Source organism: Streptomyces sp. NPDC037054 (assembly GCF_055606745.1).
Genome location: NZ_JBVJSJ010000013.1, coordinates 56243 through 75179, shown reverse-complemented (window position 1 = coordinate 75179; position 18937 = coordinate 56243). Strand labels below are relative to the sequence as shown.

The following is an 18937-nucleotide window of genomic DNA, read 5'->3' as shown; positions in this document are numbered from 1 at the left end:
AGGGAGTTGAAATCATGGCCCCGAGCGCCATGAGTCGCAGCACCGACTGGACGAAATCCCTCGCCGACGCCCAGCCCGTCCCGTACTGGCTGGACGACCCCGGCCGGCCCCGCCCCGAGCCCGCCCTCACCGGCGCCGAGACCTGCGACCTGCTCGTCGTCGGCGGCGGCTACAGCGGACTGTGGACCGCGCTCGTCGCCAAGGAGCGCGATCCGGGGCGGGACGTCGTCCTCGTGGAAGGGCGGGAGGCGGGCTGGGCCGCCTCCGGCCGCAACGGCGGCTTCTGCGCCGCCTCCCTCACGCACGGCCTGCCCAACGGCCTCGCCCGCTGGCCCGACGAGATCCACCAACTGGAGGAACTCGGCGCCCGCAACCTGGACGCCATCGAGCGGGCCGTCGCGCGGCACGGCATCGACTGCGACTTCGAGCGCACCGGCGAGATCGACGTCGCGACCGAACCGCACCAGGCCCGCGAACTGCGCGACCGGTACGAGGAGTCGCGGCGACGCGGTCTCGCCGAGGGCGTCGAGTTCCTGGACGCCGACGCGGTGCGCGAGCAGGTCGCCTCGCCCACGTTCCGGGCCGGGCTGTGGGACCGCCGGGGCGTGGCCATGCTCAACCCGGCCAGGCTGGCATGGGGCCTGAAGCGGGCCTGCCTCGGCCTCGGTGTGCGGATCCACGAGCACACGCCCGCCCTCACCCTGAAGCCGTACGGCGCCGGCATGGCCGTACGCACCCCGTACGGGCGGATCCGGGCCCGCCGGGTGGCGCTCGGCACGAACGTCTTCCCGAGCCTGGTCAGGCGGGTGCGGCCGTACACCGTCCCGGTCTACGACTACGCGCTGATGACCGAACCGCTCACCGCCGGGCATCTCGCCGAAATCGGCTGGCGGAACCGGCAGGGCCTCGGGGACTCGGCCAACCAGTTCCACTACTTCCGGCTGTCCGCCGACAACCGCATCCTGTGGGGCGGCTACGACGCGATCTACCCGTACGGCGGCCGGGTGCGCGCCGAGTACGACGACCGGCCGGAGACGTACGCGAAGCTCGCCGGGCACTTCTTCACCTGCTTCCCGCAGTTGGAGGGCCTGCGCTTCACGCACGCGTGGGGCGGCGCCATCGACACCTGCTCGCGGTTCTCGGCGTTCTTCGGCACCGCCCACCAGGGCAGGGTGGCGTACGCGGCGGGCTACACCGGGCTCGGCGTGGGCGCGACGCGGTTCGGCGCCGAGGTGATGCTGGACCTGCTCGCCGGGGAGCGCACCGAGCGCACCGAACTGGAGATGGTGCGCAGGAAGCCGTTGCCGTTCCCGCCGGAACCCTTCGCCTGGACCGGGATCGCGCTCACCAAGTGGTCGCTGGCCCGCGCCGACGCGCACGGCGGGCGGCGCAACCTGTGGCTGCGGACGATGGACAAGCTCGGTCTGGGTTTCGACAGCTGAACAGGCGTGGCCATCCGGAGTGATCCGGGTCACTCCAACGAAGGCCCGGAACCCGCGTAATGATCCGGCGAAACCTTCCTCTCCCTCATGGGCGCGCACGGCGTCCACGACCGAGAGGAAGGTTCCTTCATGGCGGGGACAACGAAGTCCGCTGTCGAATGGCTGGTGTCGGTGGCACCGGACCCCGACGCCTGCCGCTGGGAATGGGAACGCAGTCCGTACGGGGTGACGCTCCTGCCGGCCGGCAAGGCCTGGGACGTCCTGATCCTCCCGGCGGACCTGGGCACCCCGACGCTCGACGTGCTCACCCGGGTCCTGGGCAGGCCGGGACCGGTGCTCGCCGACTTCGGGGACGCCCGTACGGGGTTCTTCGTCCCGGCGGGCACCGCGGACCGCTGGCTCGGCACGGGCGTCCGCACGGCCGGGCTCGGCACCTGGATCGTCGTGCCGTACCCGGGCCGCGCGGCGAACGGGGAGATCCGCTGGCTGGTCGAACCGGACGGCTCCGGCACCCTCACCGACCCGGCGCTGCTGGAACTGGCCATGCACGAGGCCGCGGTCGGCCGGGCGGCGCCGGACGGGCCCTAGGGGGTGTCTGACAAATGCCCGCGGCGTCGCGGCGCCTGGCACACGCGCTCGCGGCGTTGCCGAACCGCCCACGTGGCTCCGCCACGAGGACGCTCCGGCGCCTTGCGATCGCACGCACCAGACACCGCTCCTTCTCCCGCGCTCATTTGTCAGACACCCCCTAGGGCCGGCCGCTGCGGCGAGAACCCTTGACAACAGTGATTGGTCTGGACCAAGTTGTGGGCGCTCCACCCTCCCCTTCCCCCCTCCGTGGAGGCACTCGTGGACCGCTTCAGACCACTCGCCGTCCTCATCGCCGCGGCACTGACTCTGTCCGGCACGACCGCGCTCACGTCGGCCGCCCGTGCGGCCGACGCGGACCTCGCCCGCAACGGCGGATTCGAAGCGGGCCTGGACGGCTGGACCTGCACCGCCGGTACGACCGTCAACAGCCCCGTCCGCCACGGCAGTTCCGCGCTGAAGGCGACCCCGGCCGGCAGCGACAACGCGCGCTGCGCACAGACCGTGACCGTGCAGCCCAACTCCCAGTACACGCTCAGCGGACACGTCCAGGGCTCCTACGTCTACCTCGGCGCGAGCGGCACCGGCACCACCGACGTCTCCACCTGGACCCAGTCCGCCCCCGACTGGCGCCAGTTGACGACCACCTTCCGCACCGGCCCCAGCACCACCCGCGTCACCCTCTACACCCACGGCTGGTACGGCACCGGCGCCTACCACGCCGACGACATCTCCCTCGTCGGCCCCGGCGGCGGAACCGAGCAGCCCCCGGCCCCGCCGACCGGTCTGCGCACCGGGAGCGTCACCGCCACCAGTGTCGCCCTGTCCTGGTCCCCGGTGACCGGGGCGACCGGATACGCCGTCTACCGCGACGGCGTCAAAGTCGCCACGGCGAGCGGCACTTCGGCCACCGTCACCGGCCTCACCCCCGACACCGCCTACGCCTTCCAGGTCGCCGCGGTGAACGGCGCGGGCGAGTCCGCCAAGTCGGCCACCGTGACCGCGACCACCGCGCCCGGCACCGGCGGGGGCTCCGCCGACCTGCCGCCGCACGCCCTGGTCGGCTACCTCCACGCGAGCTTCGCCAACGGCTCCGGCTACACCCGGCTGGCCGACGTCCCCGACAGCTGGGACGTCATCGACCTGGCCTTCGGCGAACCCACCTCGGTCACCTCCGGCGACATCCGCTTCGACCGCTGCCCGGCGACGGAGTGCCCGAACGTGGAGAGCGACGCCGAGTTCAAGGCCGCGATCAAGGCCAAGCAGGCCGCGGGCAAGAAGGTCCTCATCTCCATCGGCGGTCAGAACGGCCAGGTCCAGCTGACCACCACGGCCGCCCGCGACACCTTCGTCAGCTCCGTCTCGAAGATCATCGACGAGTACGGACTCGACGGCCTCGACATCGACTTCGAGGGCCACTCGCTCTCCCTGAACGCCGACGACACGGACTTCAAGAACCCGAAGACGCCGGTGATCGTGAACCTGATCCAGGCCCTGAAGACCCTCAAGGCCAAGTACGGCGACGACTTCGTGCTGACGATGGCCCCCGAGACCTTCTTCGTCCAGCTCGGCTACCAGTACTACGGCACCGGCAAATGGGGCGGCCAGGACCCGCGCGCCGGCGCCTACCTGCCCGTCATCCACGCCCTGCGCGACGACCTCACCCTGCTGCACGTCCAGGACTACAACTCCGGCCCGATCATGGGCCTGGACAACCAGTACCACTCCATGGGCGGCGCCGACTTCCACATCGCCATGACCGACATGCTGCTCACCGGCTTCCCGGTCGCGGGCGACGCCGCCAACGTGTTCCCGCCGCTGCGCGCCGACCAGGTCGCGATCGGCATGCCGGCCACCACCAACGCGGGCAACGGCCACGTGGCCCCGGCCGAGGTGGTGAAGACCCTCGACTGCCTGACCAGGAAGACCAACTGCGGCTCGTACGCGACGCACGGCACGTGGCCCGCGCTGCGGGGCCTGATGACGTGGTCGATCAACTGGGACCGGTTCGGCGGCTGGGAGTTCCAGCGGACCTTCGACGGCTACTTCGGCTGACCGGGAGGCCCGGGAGACTCGGCGGACTCGGGAGGCAAGCCCCGTACGGCCCGTACGAACAGCGTCAGCAGCACCGCGCACAGGCACCAACTGGCCACCACGTCCAGCGGCCAGTGGTAGCCGCGCCGCACCAGCCCGAAGCCCACGCCGGCGTTCACCACGACGCAGGTCACGAGCAGGGCGCGGCGCGCGTGCGCGGTGCGCAGCAGAGGCAGCAGGAGCACGGCCGCGGTCCCGTAGGCGACCGCGGCCGTCGCCGTGTGCCCGGAGGGGAAGAAGCCGGACCCCGGATGCACCGGCGTGCCCGGCCGGTCCGTCAACTCCTTCACCGGCACCACCAGCAGCGGCACCGCCGCCATCAACACCGCGGCGAGCGCGGGCGGCAGCCACCAGCGCACAGCACCGGCCGCCCGCCGCCGCAGCGCGACGTACCCGAGGACCGCCAGCAGCGCCGGCACCGCGACCTCGATGTTGCCCAGATCGGCGAGGAGTTCGGACCCCCGGTCCGGACGCACCAGCGCCCGGCTCACGCTCTCGTCGGCGTCGAGCAGCGGACCGTCGGCGACGACCTGCCACGTGATCAGACCGAACAGCAGAGCGGGCAACGCGAGAGGAACAAGGAACGGCAGAAACAGGCGGGACACGAGTACAGCCTGCCAGGACCGATCAATTCACCGAACCCGGTGTAGCGCGACACGACAGGCGGAATGATCCGGTCGAGGCAACCGTCAGGGCCCGCCGACGCCGACCGCGCGGGCCCCCAGCGAACCGGAGGACTGCGCATGGCCGAACCGCTCACCGCGAGCCGGCTGGTCGCCGCGCTGCGCGAGGAGGGCTGCACCGTGCGGGAGGTCGGCGACTGGCGCACCAACAACCGCAACCACGTGGGCGCCTGGGGCCCCGTCAACGGCGTGATGATGCACCACACCGTGACCGGACCCAAGACCGACGTCGTCAGCCTCATCTACCACGGCCACAGCGAACTCCCGGGCCCGCTCTCGACCGGCTGCATCACCAAGGACGGCACCGTCCACCTGGTGGGCAACGGCCGCGCCAACCACGCGGGCGGCGGCGACCCGGACGTCCTGCGGGCCGTGATCAACGAGTCGTACGGCGACTACCCGCCCCGCACGAACGAACACCAGGGCTCGTCCGGAGCCGTCGACGGCAACGCGCGCTTCTACGGCTTCGAGTGCGAGAACCTCGGCGACGGCAAGGACCCCTGGCCGCGCGCCCAGTACGTCGCCATGGTCAGGGCCGCCGCCGGCATCTGCCGCGCGCACGGCTGGGGCCCGAAGTCGACGATCGGCCACCTGGAGTGGTCCGACTGGAAGTCCGACCCCCGGGGCTTCGACATGCAGGACTTCCGCCGCGACCTCGCCGACTGCCTGGCGCTCCCGGCGGGCGAGTGGGAAGGAGAGGATCCCGTGCCCCAGTACGTCAACCTCGGCCTCGCCGAGCCCTACACGCTCAATCCCGGTTCCTGGGACAGCATCGAGTTCACCAAGGAGTGGACCGACGAGCCGGGCCACCACGCCACGGACGGCGCCGTGTGGGCGCGCGGCCCGGCGCGGTTCACCGGTTCCGTCAGCCTGCGCGTCGACGGGCTGCCCGTCGGCGCGGTGGTGCAGGCGCGGATGAGCGAGTACGAGGGTTCCGAGCACCGCGCCGACCACTCGATACACGAGATCGTCGGCACCGCCGGCGACGCGTTCGCGACCGTGCCGCTGACCAAGCGCCTGAGAGCCGGCCGCGGCATGCGCGTACGGCTGCTGAACCAGTCCGACCGGCCGGTGCGGATCGCCAGCGCCGTACTGACCGTGCTGCTGTGGAAGGAAGGCTGACACCGGGCCGACGACGGTGACCCGCGCGCACGGCGCCCCGAGGGGTGCCGTGCGCAGGCATGAGAAGGGGCCCGCGGGCACGGCGAACGCGGGTGGGGGGGCACGCGGGCACGGGAAACGGCCGAAGGGCCGGCACAAGGGGGGGGAGTGTGCCGGCCCTTCGGAGAACGTCCGCATCGGCCGTTCTGACCGGAACGTCGCGCGCCCCGGGGGGTTTGGGGCGGGCGACCGTCCGATCGGTGAGGAGATCCGAAGCCGAGACTTCGGCGTGTGCGCGAGGCACGACCAGGTCGCAGCTGGGGAGGCCACGGCCTGATGTCACCCACAGTCCCCTGTGGGTGGGGGTGTATCTCTCAACTGGGTAGAACCTACGACAGGGGGTGGGCGCGCGACAGACGGAACCGCGTCCTGTCATCCACCTCGCACACCTTCTTCACACGCTCTGCAGCAGCGGCGTCACCGATGCGGCACGCCCGCTCGGATGCGCGCGAACACCTGATCAGATGCGTGCGAACGCCTGCTCGATGATGTCCAGGCCCTCGTTCAGCAGGTCCTCGCCGATCACCAGCGGCGGCAGGAAGCGCAGTACGTTGCCGTAGGTGCCACAGGTCAGCACCAGCAGGCCCTCCTGGTGGCAGGCCTTGGCGAGCGCGGCCGTCGCCTCCGCGTGCGGCTCCTTCGTCGCGCGGTCCTTGACCAGCTCGATCGCGATCATCGCGCCGCGGCCCCGGACGTCGCCGATGATGTCGAACTTCTCGGCCATCGCGGTCAGCCGGGCCTTCATGACCTCCTCGATCCGCTTGGCCTTCGCGTTGAGGTCGAGCTCCCTCATCGTCTCGATCGCGCCGAGGGCGCCCGCGCAGGCCACCGGGTTGCCGCCGTAGGTGCCGCCGAGGCCGCCCGCGTGCGCGGCGTCCATGATCTCGGCGCGGCCCGTCACGGCGGCCAGCGGCAGACCGCCGGCGATGCCCTTCGCGGTCGTGATCAGGTCCGGGACGATGCCCTCGTCCTCGCAGGCGAACCACTGGCCGGTGCGGCAGAAACCGGACTGGATCTCGTCGGCGACGAACACGATGCCGTGGTCCGAGGCGAACTTGCTGATCGCCGGCAGGAAGCCCTTCGCCGGCTCGATGAAGCCGCCCTCGCCCAGCACCGGCTCGATGATGACCGCGGCGACGTTCTCCGGGCCGACCTGCTTGGTGATCTGGTCGATCGCCTGCGCGGCGGCCTCCGGGCCGGCGTTGTCCGCACCGGTCGGCCAGCGGTAGCCGTAGGCCACCGGCACGCGGTAGACCTCGGGGGCGAACGGACCGAAGCCGTGCTTGTACGGCATGTTCTTCGCGGTCAGCGCCATCGTGAGGTTCGTGCGGCCGTGGTAGCCGTGGTCGAACACGACGACCGCCTGGCGCTTGGTGTAGGCGCGGGCGATCTTGACGGCGTTCTCGACGGCCTCGGCGCCGCTGTTGAACAGCGCCGACTTCTTGGCGTGGTCGCCCGGCGTCAGCTCGGCCAGCGCCTCGGCGACGGCGACGTAACCCTCGTACGGCGTGACCATGAAGCAGGTGTGCGTGAAGTCGGCGAGCTGCGCGGAGGCCTTGCGGACGACGGCCTCGGCGGAGGCGCCGACCGAGGTCACGGCGATGCCGGAGCCGAAGTCGATGAGACGGTTGCCGTCGACGTCCTCGATGATCCCGCCGCCCGCGCGCGCCGTGAAGACGGGCAGCACGGAGCCCACGCCCTGCGCGACCGCGGCGGTGCGGCGGGCCTGCAGCTCCTGCGACTTCGGGCCGGGGATGGCGGTGACGACGCGGCGCTCCTGCGGAAGTGCGGTCATGCGGGGCTCCTGGGGGGTATTGCGGACGCTTGCCTTCTTTTCTCGCAGGCTAGGGGCGGGACAGAGGGGTGGGCATGCTCCATGTGGGCGTTGTCGCGGGGCCCGGTTGTCCGCCGTGGACATAGCGGCCGGACGACCTGGACACGATGACGCGATGGCCGAACCGCGCGGGGTCGGCCGCGTATCCGGTGAACGCGCCGTTCGGGCCCACTAGATTGACCCGCGGACGAGGCTCGGACTTTGGCTGGCCAGGGGGCAGGCACGATGGACACTGACGGCACGCACGACGCTCGCGGCACGCACGCCGACCGAGTACCGCGCCCCGCCGCGCCCCCGCAGCCGCCGCCCGGCGCGCTGCCGCCCCTGCCGCCCGCCCCGCCCGTGCCGCCCGTCGCGCCGAACCCGGCGTCGGCGTCCGGTGTGGCGCAGTGGCTCGACGAGGCGCGGCCGGAGGCGGGGCTGGGGGTCTGGCGGTTCGGGTTCAGCCCCCCTCAGCCTGTGAGCGTGCGGCAGAAGCTGGACCCGAGCACCGTGGCGGGGGCGCTGATCCCCTTGGTTGCGGCGCTGATTCTCTGGCTCATGTGGAGCGAGGGGGGCGTGCCGTATCAGTGGGTTCCCCTCAAGTGGCTGACGCCGGACGACTGGTTCTGGAAGGGCACGGTGTGGCCCATTGAGCGCCGTGGGGAGGGCTTCTTCGCCAGGAGGGCCTACGACGGCCTTGTGCCTCTGCTAATCCTCCTGGCCGCTGGCAAGGTCGGAAGCTGGCTGAGCGTGGGCCGCTTCTATCTTGACCAGCGAGGGGTGCGGACCCGCGTTGTGATCACAGTCGGTGCGGCCCTCGTGACACTCGGCTTCGTCTGGCCTGATGCCGTTCCCGGCGAGCCCTTGATGGTGCTGCCGGTCGTCGACCCCGTGCTCTCTCTCGTGGTTCTCCTCACGGGCGGGGTCGGGGTGTTCGAGTCCGCGGTGATCACCTACGGCCTCTACGCCCTGATCACCGCCGCCGTCCTGTGGCCCTTCGCGCGGATCGGCGGCTGGTGGGCCCTCACCCGGCAGTGGCTCGACGCGCGCTCGGCGCGGGCCGCCGACGGAACGCGCCCGACCGTGTCGCTCGGCCGGGCCCAGTGGCCGCAGCTCAGGGAGGCCGGACAGCACCGGGCGGCGGACCTGCTCGCCGCCGAAGTGCTGGCCGGCCGGATGAACGACGTCGACTGCGCGCGTGTCCGGCACGCCTGGACGCGGGCGCGCCGCGACGCCGCGCGCGTGGCCGACTTCGCCGAGACGGTGCTCCGCAGCGGCGCGGCCGCCTGGACCCACCCCTCCGGGGAACGGGACCTGCCGTCGCGCACGGCGCGGCACGACCTGCTCGTGGGCCAGGTACGGATCGGCAGCTGCGTCGCGGCGAAGACCAACCCGCCCGAGCGGCACGGCGCGGGCATCGCCCTCGACCCCGCCACCCTCGGCACCTCCCTCCTCGCCGTCGGACCGTCCGGCGTCGGCAAGACCCGCGGCCTCGTCCGGCCCGTCGCCGAGTCCCTCGCCCTCCAGGCGCTCACCGGGAGCTGCGCCGTGGTGGTGGTCGGCGGCGCGGGCGCGTCCCTCGGCCCCGACACGGCGTACGACGTCGTCGTCCGGCTCGGTGATCCCGCCTCCGTCCACGACCTGGACCTCTACGCCGACTCCACAGACCCGGACGAGGCGGCCTCCTTCCTCGCCGAGGGCCTCGTCGGCGACCTCGACGTGGTCGACAGCCGGCGCGCGGCGACCGCCCTCGCGCAGCTGCTCGGCCCGTACCGCGCCGTGCACGGGCGTTTTCCCGCCGTGCCGGTGCTCCGGGAGCTCCTCGAAGGGGACCGGGACGCGCTGGCGGCGCTCCGCGACGCGCTCGAGACCGGCGCGCACCCCGCCATGCGCCGTGAACTGGAGGCGCGCATCCGCCAGGCGGGCAGCGCGGCCGACCCCGGCCCGGCGCTCGCGGACCGGCTCGCCCTGCTCGACCGTCCCGCCTTCGAGCGGTTCTTCGGCGCGGGCGACGCCCGGCACTTCTCGCTGCGTTCCGTCGGCCACCACCCGCTGCGCGTCCGGGTCGACCTGCCGGACCGGGGGCACGAGGAGGCGTCGCGGCTGCTCGGGCGGCTCGTGCTGGCCCAGTTCGCGGCCGTGGCCCGCGCTACCGGCGACCGCGGTCACTTCGCCTGCCTCGTCCTGGACGACGCGTCGGGCGCCCTCACCACCGAGACCATCCGCGGCATCCAGCGCCTGCGCTCCCTGAACGCCGGCGTGGTCCTCACCCTGCGCACCCTCGCGGACGTGCCCGAGCCGCTGCACGGGCCGCTGTTCAGCGCGGTGGGCTGCCGCATGGCGTTCTCCGGGGTGACGACCTGGGACGGGCGGGCCTTCGCCGAGGCGTGGGGCAAGGAGTGGGTCGAGACCGAGGAGGTCGCCCAGCACACCGTCTTCGCCGACCAGCCCATGACCCGGGCCATCCACGCGCTGCGCAGGATGGTGACGGGCAAGGCCGTGACCACGGAAGCGGTGACCGTGCGGAAGATCGAGCGGGAGCGGTGGTCCGCGTCCGAGCTCGCGCACGCCGTACCGCCGGGGCACGCGGTGCTGTCGCTGACCAGCGTGACGGGCGAGCACGCGCCGCCCCTGCTGGTCGACCTCCGCGGCTGAGGCGGGCGACGGAGCCGGGGCGGCGGGCGGGGCAGGGGCGGACGGCGGCGGCCGGAAAGCGAGGGTGTGCGGGAGCACGGGACCGTACGGTGAGGCAGAATCGGCATGGGTCGTTCATACGTGACGGCCAAATGATCACAATGATCACCCGATCTCCCCATCTCCGTACCGCCTTTTCCGTACCGCCCTCTCCGTACCGCCGACAACCGCCGCAGCCGACACCCTCGAAGAGACCCGAAGGCCTCATGCCCCCCACGCTCGCCTCGCTCGTCCACCACTCCGCGCTGAAGCTGACCGTGCGGGCCGGCGAGGACCGCCTGGACGTGCCCGTGCGATGGGCGCACGTCAGCGAGCTCGCCGACCCCGTGCCCTACATGGAGGGCGGGGAGCTGCTGCTGATCACGGCGCTGAAACTCGACGCGGAGAACCCGGACGCGATGCGCCGCTACGTGAAGCGGCTCGCCGAGGCGGGCGTCGTCGGGCTCGGCTTCGCCGTCGGCGTCAACTACGACGACATCCCCGAGGCCCTGGTCCGGGCGGCGGAAGAGGAGGGGCTGCCGCTGCTGGAGGTGCCGCGCCGCACGCCGTTCCTCGCCATCAGCAAGGCCGTGTCCGCCGCGATCGCCGCCGACCAGTACCGCGCCGTGACGGCGGGCTTCGCCGCCCAGCGCGAGCTGACCAAGCAGGCCCTCACCGCCGGGCCGGAAGGGCTGCTCGCCGCGCTCGCCGCCCAGGTCGACGGCTGGGCCGCGCTGTACGACGCCTCGGGCGCCGTCGTCGCCACCGCACCCGAGTGGGCCGTCCGGCGCGCCGCCCGGCTGACCGAGGACGTGCAGCGGCTGCGCGAGCGGCCCGCGCCCGCCTCCTCCGTGGTGGGCGGCCCCGAGAACGAGGACCGCGTCGAACTGCACTCCCTCGGCACCGGCCGGCGGCCCCGCGCCGCGCTCGCCGTCGGCACGGCCGCCGCCCTCGGCACCGCCGAGCGGTACGCCGTCCACTCCGCGATCGCCCTGCTCACCCTCACCACGGAACGCTCGCGCTCGCTGCACGCGGCCGAACAGCGCCTCGGCGCCGCCGTGTTGCGCATGCTGCTGGCCGGGGAGCCGGACCACGCCCGAGCGGTCGCCGGCGACCTGTACGGCGGGCTGCTGGACGCGCCCTTCCGGGTGATCGTCGCCGAGTCGGTGGCGGTCTCGTCCGTGCGGGTCCACGCCGACCCGGACACGCCCGCGCCCAGCAGGCCGTCAGCGGCCACGCTGGCCGCCGCCGACACGGGCGGGGACCCGCTCGGGGCGCTCGCCGAGGTCGTGGAGTCCGCCGCCGCCCGCGCCGGCGAGGCCGTCCTCGTCGTGCCGGACGGGGAGCGGCTGGTGGTGCTCGCCGGGGACGGCGGAGCGGCCGTCGCGGCCTGCGGCGAGTACGCCGCCGCGCTGGAGGCGGGCAGGTCGGAGCAGGCGGCGGCCGGCGAGGAGGACGAACTCGTCCTCGGGATGTCCGGACCGTCCGGGCCGATCGCCGCCGCGGCGGCCTACAAGCAGGCCGAGCAGGCGCTGTCGGTGGCGCGGCGGCGCGGCCGGGTCCTGGTCGAGCACGAGCAGCTCGCGGCCGGTTCGGTGCTGCCGCTGCTCGCCGACGACGCGGTGCGGGCGTTCGCCGACGGACTGCTGCGCGCGCTGTACGAGCACGACGCCACCGGCCGCGGCGACCTCGTGAAGTCGGTCCGCGCCTGGCTGTCCCGGCACGGCCAGTGGGACGCCGCCGCCGCCGACCTCGGCGTGCACCGGCACACCCTGCGCTACCGCATGCGGCGCGTGGAGGAGATCCTCGGCCGCTCCCTGGACGACCCGGACGTCCGCATGGAGCTGTGGCTGGCCCTGAAGGCCACCTCCAGCGAGTGACGGACCGACCGACTCCCCAAGATCCTGTCGTACGCCAATCCGTCCTACCGCGAGCGCCCACTGCTACGACTCGGACAAACGACCCCCCGCCGCACCGCACCTACGGTGGACCCGACAGCACCAGCACACCCCCAACGCGGAAGGGCCGGGACTCGCTATGACTTCCACCCACGCCTTCTGGCTCGCCGGCCGCCAGGTCACCGGCGAGGACACCTTCGACGTCACCTCCCCGTGGGACGGCCGTCTCGTCGGCACGGTCGCCGTGCCGACCGACGCGCAGGTCGAGGAGGCCGTGGCCGCCGCGTACGCCGTACGGGACGAGTTCGCCGCCACCCCCGCCCACGTGCGCGCCGCCGCCCTCGACCACGTCAGTCGGCGCCTCGTGGAGCGCACCGAGGAGATCGCCCGGCTGATCTCCGCCGAGAACGGCAAGCCGATCAAGTGGGCCCGCGGCGAGGTCGGCCGCGCCGTTTCCGTGTTCCGCTTCGCGGCCGAGGAGGCCCGGCGGTTCAACGGCGGCGAGGCGCAGCGCCTCGACACCGACCTCGGCGGCCAGGGCCGGCTCGCCTTCACCCGGCGCTTCCCGAAGGGCGTCGTGCTCGGCATCGCGCCCTTCAACTTCCCGCTGAACCTGTGCGCCCACAAGATCGCCCCGGCGATCGCCGCCGGCGCGCCGATCATCCTCAAGCCCGCCCCGGCCACCCCGCTGTCCGGCCTCGTCCTCGGTGAGCTGCTCGCCGAGACCGAGCTGCCGGCCGGTTCCTGGAGCGTCCTGCCGGTGCCGAACGAGGCCATGCCCGCCCTGGTCCAGGACGAGCGGCTGCCGGTCATCTCCTTCACGGGCTCCGAGAAGGTCGGCTACGCGATCATGGACTCGGTGCCGCGCAAGCACTGCACGCTGGAGCTCGGCGGCAACGGCGCGGCCGTCGTGCTGGCCGACTGGGCGAGCGACGAGGACCTGGACTGGGCCGCGACCCGCATCGCGACGTTCTCCAACTACCAGGGCGGCCAGTCCTGCATCTCCGTGCAGCGGGTCATCGCCGACGCCTCCGTGTACGACCGGCTGCTGCCGCGCGTCGTCGCCGCCGTCGAGGCCCAGGTCACCGGCGACCCGTCCGACGACACGACGGACGTCGGCCCGCTGGTCAGCGAGGACGCCGCCAAGCGCGTCGAGACGTGGGTGGACGAGGCCGTGGCCGCCGGCGCGAAGCTGTTCACCGGCGGCAAGCGCGACGGGGCCTCCTACGCCCCGACCGTCCTCACCGAGGTGCCCGCCGACGTGACGATCTCCTGCGAGGAGGTCTTCGGGCCGGTCCTCACCGTGCAGAAGGTGGACGGCGAGGCCGAGGCCTTCGCCGCCGTCAACGACTCCAAGTACGGCCTCCAGGCGGGCGTGTTCACCCACGACGTGCGGACCGCGTTCCGCGCCCACCGCGCCCTGGAGGTCGGCGGCGTCGTCATCGGCGACGTGCCGTCCTACCGCGCCGACCAGATGCCGTACGGCGGCGCCAAGCAGTCCGGTGTGGGCCGCGAGGGCGTGAAGTTCGCGATGGACGACTACACCTACGAGCGCGTGATGGTCCTCACGGGTCTCGCTCTCTGACGCCACCCGCGAGCAGGCGGCCGGAGCCCGACTGTGCGGGGGCTCCGGCCGCTGACGCCGGTCGGACTTCTCCGGACCCTCAACCGGAGAAGCCGACGTGCGCGAGCCGCAGCGGGCCGCGCAGTCTCAGGGTCACGTCGTGCACGCCGTCGGCGGTGAAGCCGGCGGTGACCGACGTGTAGTCGTACGGGCCCGCCGTGGGCGTTCGCAGCGTCAGCACCGCCCTCGCGGCGCCGCCGTCCAGGGACACCTCGACGCTGCCCTCCCCGGCGACCTCCGCCGTCACGCGGGTCACCCCGGGCCCGAAGTCGCAGGAGCGGAACAGGAGTTCACCCGCACCGCCCGCCCCGCCCGCGACCGGCGTCACCGCGTCGCCGTCCGTCTTCGCGCGGTCGGTGATCTCCGTACCGCTCTGCTCGTCGAAGTCGGCGGCGGCCAGGCCGCGTTCGGCGGCCGGGCGGGGCGCGCCCGGCTCGCCGTCCAGGGTGAGTGTCGTCCGCAGCCGGACGTCCTCGCTGGAGGCGCCGGCGAGCAGTTCGTACCGGCCCGGCTCCACGCGCCACCGGCCGAGCGCCACGTCCCAGAACGCGAAGGCGGACAGCGGGACGTCGACGTCGATCCGGGCCGTGGCACCCGGCGCCAGGCTCAACCGGCGGTGCGCCACCAGTTCCCGGCGCGGACGCGCCACCGACGGTTCCACGGCCCGCGCGTAGAGCTGGGCCACCTCGTCGGCGGGCACGTCACCGGTGTTGGTGATCGTGAACGCCACCCGCACCGACTCCGCGCCGGCCCGCGCCGTGAGGTCGCCGTACGCGAACGACGCGTAGGACAGGCCGTGCCCGAACGGGAACAGCGGGGTGCCCTCGAAGTACAGGTAGGTCTGCCGGCCGCCGATCACGTCGTAGTCGAGCAGACCGGGCAGGTCCGCGTCGTCGGCGTACCAGGTCTGCGGGAGCCGGCCGGCGGGGGAGGTGTCGCCGGCCAGCACCCGGGCCAGGGCGGTGCCCGCCGCCTGCCCGCCGTGCGCGGTCCACAGCGCCGCCGCGAGGGGCGCCGCGTCGACCGTGTACGGATGGGCGGAGACCAGCGTCAGCACCGTGCGGGGGTTCGCGGCGCGGGCCGCGCGCAGCAGGCGTTCCTGCTGCTCGGGCAGCCGCAGTGTCGTGCGGTCCTCGGTCTCGCGGCCGTTGATGTGCGGGTCGTTGCCCGCGACGACCACCACCACGTCGGCGCGTGCCGCGGCCCGGGCCACGGCGTCCTCGCCGCGCTCGGCGACGACCACCTCGAACACTTCGGGGTCGGTGTCGGCAACCTTCACGCCGTCGGCGGCGACCTGCACGTGGCGACCCGTCCCCAGGTGCTTCAGGAGGTGACCGTTCGCGTGCGGTTCCAGGCGGAACGTCTCCTGCACGATCCAGCCGCCGGGCTGGTCGGCGGAGGCGCGCACATAGCCGTCGTCGGCGACCGACAGGTAGCGGCCGTCCGGCGCGCGCAGCGTCAGCACGCCGCCGCCCCAGTCGACCAGGGCGAGTTCGCAGCCCTCGGCGTCGGTGGTGAGCGGCGGCAGGTCGGTGCGGCCCGCGAGCAGCGCCGGGTCCAGGGCGCCCTCGGCGCCGCGCTCGGCCTCGGGCGCGTCCGGGGCCCGCGGCACGGACAGGTGGGCGCCCGAGGACGTCCTCAGGCGGATCCGGTCCACGCCCTCGGCGAACTCCACGCGGTCCGCGCCGAACCGCTCGTAGAGGCCGTCCAGGGGAGTGGAGCGGTGGATCAGGGTGCCGCTGTACCAGTCGAGCTTGCACTCGTCGGCGAGCAGCCCGACGACGGCGACGCGCGTGTCGGGGGCGAGGGGCAGCACGCCGTCGTTCTTCAGGAGGACGATCGCCTGCTCGGCGGCCTCCAGGGCGAGTGCCCGGTGCTCCGGGGTGTCGAAGGCGCCCGGCTCGTCGTACCCGTCGAACTCGCCGAGCCGGAAGCGGACCGACAGCTGCCGGCGCACGGCCGTGTCGATGTCCGCCTCGGTCGCGAGGCCCCGCTCCAGCGCCCCGCGGACCCGCGCGAGGATCTTCGAGGAGTCGGTGCCGTGGTCGGTGAAGCTGTCGACGCCGGCCCGCAGCGCGGCGGCCGTCGCCTCCTCGTGGGTGTCGAAGTAGTGCTCGGAGTCGACCAGGTTGGAGGGCGCGCCCGCGTCCGAGCAGACCAGCAGGTCCTCGTCCGTCCAGGTCCGCAGGTGCTCCCGCAGATACGGGGAGACGTGGTTCGGGCGGCCGTTGACCAGGTTGTACGCCGGCATCACGCCCGCCACCGCGCCCGCCTCGACGGCCCCGCGGAAGGCGCGCAGGTCGTACTCGTGGAGCACGCGCGGCCGGACCGAGGCGGACGAGGTGTCCCGGTCCGTCTCGTTGTTGTGGGCGAGCCAGTGCTTGAGGACCGGGGCGGTGCGCCAGTACACGGGGTGGTCGCCGCGCAGCCCGCGCGTGTACGCGGTGGCGATCGCCGAGGTCAGTCTCGGGTCCTCGGAGTAGCCCTCCTCGTTGCGGCCCCACAGCGGGTGGCGCAGCAGGTTCACCGTCGGCGACCACACGTTCAGGCCGACCCGCTCGTCCCGGGCGCGCATCGCGCGGATCTCCTTCGACACCGCGTCCCCGACCCGGCGCACCAGGTCCTCGTTCCAGGTCGCGCCGAGCCCCACCGCCTGCGGGAACACCGTCGCCCGGCCCATCCACGCCACCCCGTGCAGGGCCTCCTGGCCGGTGCGGAAGGCCGCGATGCCGAGGCGCTCGACGCCCGGGGCGAACTGGTGCAGGAAGCCGATCTTCTCGTCCGGGCTCAACCGCGGCAGCAGGTCGTCGACGCGCTTCGCGAACGGCAGGCCCGGGTCGCGGAACGGCGGCGTGGGCGGCGGGTGTGCGGTCACGTGGGGATCCCCTTGCGATGGAACGGCACGGAGCTTTCGAAGCGCTTCGATGCTGATTCGACCCCGGGCGGGTGTCAAGACACCCCGACGCAACAAGTCCGTATCCCGGCCCTTGTTTCAAGCAGCACAAGCCAGAGGGCGAACCGCGACCGGCCCCAGGAATCTTGGGAGCGACTCTTGTGCACCCCCAGGCGTTCACTTAACCTCGCAGCAACATCGAAGCGCTTCGACTACGGGACTGCCGCCGGAGGTGCGCAGCTTCCAGGGGCCGCTTCAGCTCAGCCAGTTCCCGCTCAGCCAGTTCCACTCGAGACACCGCAGCCGTCGGCACTACCGCCGGGTGTCCTGGTGCGCCATGAAGGGTTGACGCAATGACGCCGAACGCCGCCTCCGCCTCCACCGGAACCAGCCGGAGAAGCTTCCTCGCCTCCACGGCGGTGGCCACCGCAGCGGTGGCGGGGGGCATGCCGCTGCTCGCCGCCTGCGGCGGTTCCGACAGCGGGACGCGCGAGGGCACCACGTCGGGCAAGAACGCGAAGAAGATCCTCCCCGCCTTCGTCGCCGGCAGCGTGGTGACGCCGGACATCCCCGCGAAGAACGGCTCCGCCGCCGGCTTCACGAGCAAGCTCGACCTGGCCGGCCTGAAGACGTCCGTCCCGGAGAAGCTCGGCAAGGGCGGCAGGGTCAGCGTCATGTCGCCGTTCTGGGGCTCGCCGCCCAAGAACGACAACGCCTACTACCGCGCCATGAACGACCTGACCGGCGTCGACGTCCGGTGGCAGAACCAGGACGGCAACACCTACGACCAGAAGCTCGGGGCGGTCCTCGCCTCCAGCGACATCCCGGACGTCGTGGTCGTCCCCGGCTGGAACATGTCGGGCAAGATCCCCAGCGCCATCATCGGCAAGTTCGCCGACCTCGGCCCCTACCTGTCCGGCGACGCCGTCAAGGAGTACCCGAACCTCGCGGCGATCCCGACCGACGCCTGGCAGCGCTCCATCTTCGGCGGCGAGCTGCGCGGCCTGCCCATGCCGTCGTCGTACGTCACGAGCATCACGCCGCTGTACCGCAAGGACGTCTTCGACAAGGAGGGCTACGAAGTCCCCACGTCGGCCGACGAGTTCATGGCGCTCGCGAAGGACGCCACCAGCGCGAAGGCCAAGCGGTGGGCCTGCCTCGACATGAAGTGGACCGCGTTCAACGCCTTCGGGGTGCTCTCCGGCGAGGAGAAGTCCCTCGGCTGGAACATGACCGACGGCAAGCTGATCTACCGCATCGAGACCGAGGAGTACCTCGAGGCGCTGGAGTGGACCCGCAAGCTGTTCGCCGCGAACGTCGTCCACCCCGACGCGCGCCTCGGCAAGAGCCAGGCCACCGACCCCGGCCCGAAGTTCGCCAAGGGCGAGTTCCTCATCTACAACCAGGACATCTCCCAGTGGTGGAGCCGCACCGCCGAACAGGCCGCGCAGAACCCGGAGTTCGAGATCTGGGGCATGGACCTCTTCGGCCACGACGGCGGCGACCCGACGCTGTGGGCGAAGAACCCCGCCGGCATCTTCGCCTTCGTCAACAAGAAGGCGTCCGAGGCCGTCATCCGTGACGTGCTCGCCGTCGCCAACGTCACGGCGGCCCCGTACGGCACCAAGGAGTACATGCTCACCAACTACGGCGTCGAGGGCACGCACTACACCGTGAAGGACGGCGTCCCGGTCAAGACCGACCAGGGAAACATCGACGTGATGAACGCCTTCGTGATGGTCGCGAGCCCCGCCCCGACCATCGCCCACCCCGACTTCCCCGAGGTCGCCAGGGGCCAGGTCGAGTGGCAGCAGCGGATGGGCGCCTTCACCAAGAAGTCCTCCTTCTACGGCATGCAGATCACCGAGCCCGCCCGGTACGCCAACCTGTCCAACGACTTCGAGCAGCTGGAGGACGACATCGTCCGCGGCCGCAAGAAGATCAGCGACATGCAGCAGGCCGTCTCGGACTGGAAGAAGAAGGGCGGCGACGAACTGCGCGACTGGTACAAGAAGATCCTCGACGAGAACGGCTCCGCCAACTGACCCCGCACCGAGGCAAGGAG

General features: G+C 72.6%; 11 protein-coding genes. 8 read left to right on the top strand and 3 right to left on the bottom strand.

The window, feature by feature from the left end; translation table 11 throughout:
- Nucleotides 1-14 precede the first annotated feature (14 nt).
- From ACZ7D7_RS27350 to ACZ7D7_RS27340, 3 genes are all read left to right on the top strand, one after another.
- A complete protein-coding gene (locus ACZ7D7_RS27350) occupies nucleotides 15-1442 on the top strand; it encodes an NAD(P)/FAD-dependent oxidoreductase (protein WP_470827694.1) in 1428 nt (475 codons plus the stop codon).
- A 129-nt stretch (nucleotides 1443-1571) separates the two neighbouring features.
- Nucleotides 1572-2030, top strand: a complete 459-nt coding sequence (locus ACZ7D7_RS27345; protein ID WP_470827693.1) for a hypothetical protein — start codon at nucleotides 1572-1574, stop codon at nucleotides 2028-2030.
- A gap of 261 nt (nucleotides 2031-2291) precedes the next feature.
- The gene (locus tag ACZ7D7_RS27340) at nucleotides 2292-4085 is read left to right on the top strand and encodes a chitinase (RefSeq protein WP_470827692.1); all 1794 of its coding nucleotides are present in this window, start codon (nucleotides 2292-2294) and stop codon (nucleotides 4083-4085) included.
- Here ACZ7D7_RS27340 and ACZ7D7_RS27335 read toward each other — a convergent pair.
- Complete coding sequence (locus ACZ7D7_RS27335; protein ID WP_470827691.1) at nucleotides 4073-4729, bottom strand: phosphatase PAP2 family protein; 657 nt, start codon at nucleotides 4727-4729, stop codon at nucleotides 4073-4075. The two genes, ACZ7D7_RS27340 and ACZ7D7_RS27335, sit on opposite strands and share 13 nt — an antisense overlap.
- Nucleotides 4730-4867: 138 nt before the next feature.
- On the opposite strand from ACZ7D7_RS27335, the gene ACZ7D7_RS27330 reads away from it, so the two are divergent.
- Nucleotides 4868-5929, top strand: coding sequence for an N-acetylmuramoyl-L-alanine amidase (locus ACZ7D7_RS27330; RefSeq protein ID WP_470827690.1), 1062 nt, complete (start codon nucleotides 4868-4870; stop codon nucleotides 5927-5929).
- A gap of 499 nt (nucleotides 5930-6428) precedes the next feature.
- Here ACZ7D7_RS27330 and gabT read toward each other — a convergent pair whose 3' ends face one another.
- Nucleotides 6429-7763, bottom strand: a complete 1335-nt coding sequence (gene gabT, locus ACZ7D7_RS27325; protein WP_470827689.1) for a 4-aminobutyrate--2-oxoglutarate transaminase — start codon at nucleotides 7761-7763, stop codon at nucleotides 6429-6431.
- Between the two features lie 264 nt (nucleotides 7764-8027).
- On the opposite strand from gabT, the gene ACZ7D7_RS27320 reads away from it, so the two are divergent.
- From ACZ7D7_RS27320 to ACZ7D7_RS27310, 3 genes are all read left to right on the top strand, one after another.
- Complete coding sequence (locus ACZ7D7_RS27320; protein WP_470827688.1) at nucleotides 8028-10439, top strand: type IV secretory system conjugative DNA transfer family protein; 2412 nt, start codon at nucleotides 8028-8030, stop codon at nucleotides 10437-10439.
- A gap of 245 nt (nucleotides 10440-10684) precedes the next feature.
- Nucleotides 10685-12337, top strand: coding sequence for a PucR family transcriptional regulator (locus ACZ7D7_RS27315; protein WP_470827687.1), 1653 nt, complete (start codon nucleotides 10685-10687; stop codon nucleotides 12335-12337).
- Between the two features lie 157 nt (nucleotides 12338-12494).
- Nucleotides 12495-13940 carry an aldehyde dehydrogenase family protein gene (locus ACZ7D7_RS27310; RefSeq protein ID WP_470827686.1) on the top strand — a complete coding sequence of 482 codons (1446 nt, stop codon included), beginning with the start codon at nucleotides 12495-12497 and terminating at the stop codon, nucleotides 13938-13940.
- A gap of 79 nt (nucleotides 13941-14019) precedes the next feature.
- On the opposite strand, the gene ACZ7D7_RS27305 is transcribed toward ACZ7D7_RS27310, so the two are convergent.
- Nucleotides 14020-16854, bottom strand: a complete 2835-nt coding sequence (locus ACZ7D7_RS27305) for a glycoside hydrolase family 3 C-terminal domain-containing protein (RefSeq protein ID WP_470827685.1) — start codon at nucleotides 16852-16854, stop codon at nucleotides 14020-14022.
- A gap of 371 nt (nucleotides 16855-17225) precedes the next feature.
- On the opposite strand from ACZ7D7_RS27305, the gene ACZ7D7_RS27300 reads away from it, so the two are divergent.
- Entirely contained in the window at nucleotides 17226-18917 is a 1692-nt protein-coding gene (locus ACZ7D7_RS27300) for an extracellular solute-binding protein (RefSeq protein ID WP_470827684.1), read from the top strand.
- Nucleotides 18918-18937 lie beyond the last annotated feature (20 nt).

What these genes read in the sequence shown, in the direction of transcription:
- gabT (WP_470827689.1), bottom strand. Translation starts at nt 7,763, where the DNA reads ATGACCGCACTTCCGCAGGAGCGCCGCGTCGTCACCGCCATCCCCGGC.
- ACZ7D7_RS27345 (WP_470827693.1), top strand. Translation starts at nt 1,572, where the DNA reads ATGGCGGGGACAACGAAGTCCGCTGTCGAATGGCTGGTGTCGGTGGCA.
- ACZ7D7_RS27315 (WP_470827687.1), top strand. Translation starts at nt 10,685, where the DNA reads ATGCCCCCCACGCTCGCCTCGCTCGTCCACCACTCCGCGCTGAAGCTG.
- ACZ7D7_RS27330 (WP_470827690.1), top strand. Translation starts at nt 4,868, where the DNA reads ATGGCCGAACCGCTCACCGCGAGCCGGCTGGTCGCCGCGCTGCGCGAG.
- ACZ7D7_RS27350 (WP_470827694.1), top strand. Translation starts at nt 15, where the DNA reads ATGGCCCCGAGCGCCATGAGTCGCAGCACCGACTGGACGAAATCCCTC.
- ACZ7D7_RS27320 (WP_470827688.1), top strand. Translation starts at nt 8,028, where the DNA reads ATGGACACTGACGGCACGCACGACGCTCGCGGCACGCACGCCGACCGA.
- ACZ7D7_RS27300 (WP_470827684.1), top strand. Translation starts at nt 17,226, where the DNA reads ATGACGCCGAACGCCGCCTCCGCCTCCACCGGAACCAGCCGGAGAAGC.
- ACZ7D7_RS27310 (WP_470827686.1), top strand. Translation starts at nt 12,495, where the DNA reads ATGACTTCCACCCACGCCTTCTGGCTCGCCGGCCGCCAGGTCACCGGC.